Annotated in this window: 1 protein-coding gene; it reads left to right on the top strand. The window is 70.2% G+C overall.

Features of this window, described 5'->3' with window-relative positions; genetic code table 11:
• Positions 1-574: 574 nt before the first annotated feature.
• Positions 575-1,220: helix-turn-helix domain-containing protein (locus FMEAI12_RS26785; protein ID WP_146776774.1), on the top strand; the 646-nt coding region annotated here is incomplete at its 3' end.

A 1,220-nucleotide genomic window follows, 5' to 3' on the forward strand; every position in this document is an offset into this window, starting at 1 on the left:
CCCACCCGGTACGACAGCCGGGCCGTCACCCTGCCCACCAGCCGGAAACACCATCAACAAGCCGGAAAGGGAAAGATCACCGATCTTTGATCACGCCAACCGTCGTTACTGACGGATGTAGGTCTGAAGACAAGCCCCCGGCGCAGGGGATGACCCGCCAGAGGCACGTTCGTAACGTGACCACCGACCCCCGTCCTCGTGCACCCGGCGCCGCGGTTTACCCGGCCCTTCCCGGGGCAATGCGTGAAGCAGGGGTGCCGTTAGGCCATACCCCGGGTTGCGGACCGCTTTGGCCTGTGGTGCCCCGCCCGGCTGCCGGCCCCGCTTCCCGACCCGGGACCAGCGGCCCAGAGACGTTGCCCCCGGCGCCGTCGGCGTCCCGCGGCGCCAGGGGTGGCCCTCCGTCCGGGGCGGAACTGGCGATCATCCGCACACCCGGGCGGGACCACCGACCCGCCGGCCGCCGCCGGCGGGCCGTGGCCGTTCCGGGGCCCCTGTGGGGTGCCAGAAGTCGGCCTGGGCCTGTGACCTGGGGCGATGCGCCGGTACGGGGCCGGCGGCATGATGGTCGGCTGTGTCTGTGCGCCTGCTCTGTCTGATCTTCGTTCGGGTGTGTGGCTGGCTGGTTCTCTTCGGCCGTTCGTCGGCGTCAAAGGACATCGAGTTGCTCGTGCTGCGGCATGAGGTCGCGGTGCTGCGCCGCACCCAGCCCAAGCCCCGGTGGGACTGGGCGGACCGGGCGGTCCTCGCCGCTCTGATCAGGCTCCTGCCCAGAGCGCTGGGAGCGCACCGGCTGGTCGCGCCCGGCACCGTTCTGCGGTGGCACCGCCGCCTGGTCACACGGAAGTGGACCCACCCGCAGCGGACGGGACGGCCACCGATCAGCCAGGAGATCGCCACGCTGATCGAGCGGCTCGCGACCGAGAACCCGACGTGGGGCTACCAGCGAATCCAGGGCGAGCTCCTCAAACTCGGCCACCGGGTGAGCGCATCCACGATCCGCCGGGTCCTGAAGACCCTCAGGTTGCCACCGGCTCCGAAACGGCAGACCGACACGACATGGCGACAGTTCCTGCGCACGCAGGCAGCGACCATGCTGGCCGTGGACTTTTTCCACGTGGACTGCGCGGTGACGCTGCGGCGGCTGTACTGCTTCTTCGTCATAAAGGTCGGCTCCCGCACCGTCCACGTCCTCGGGGTCACCGCCCACCCCGACGGAC

The sequence above is a fragment of the Parafrankia sp. Ea1.12 genome (assembly GCF_900465275.1).
In the GTDB taxonomy this organism is placed as follows: Bacteria; Actinomycetota; Actinomycetes; order Frankiales; family Frankiaceae; genus Parafrankia; species Parafrankia soli.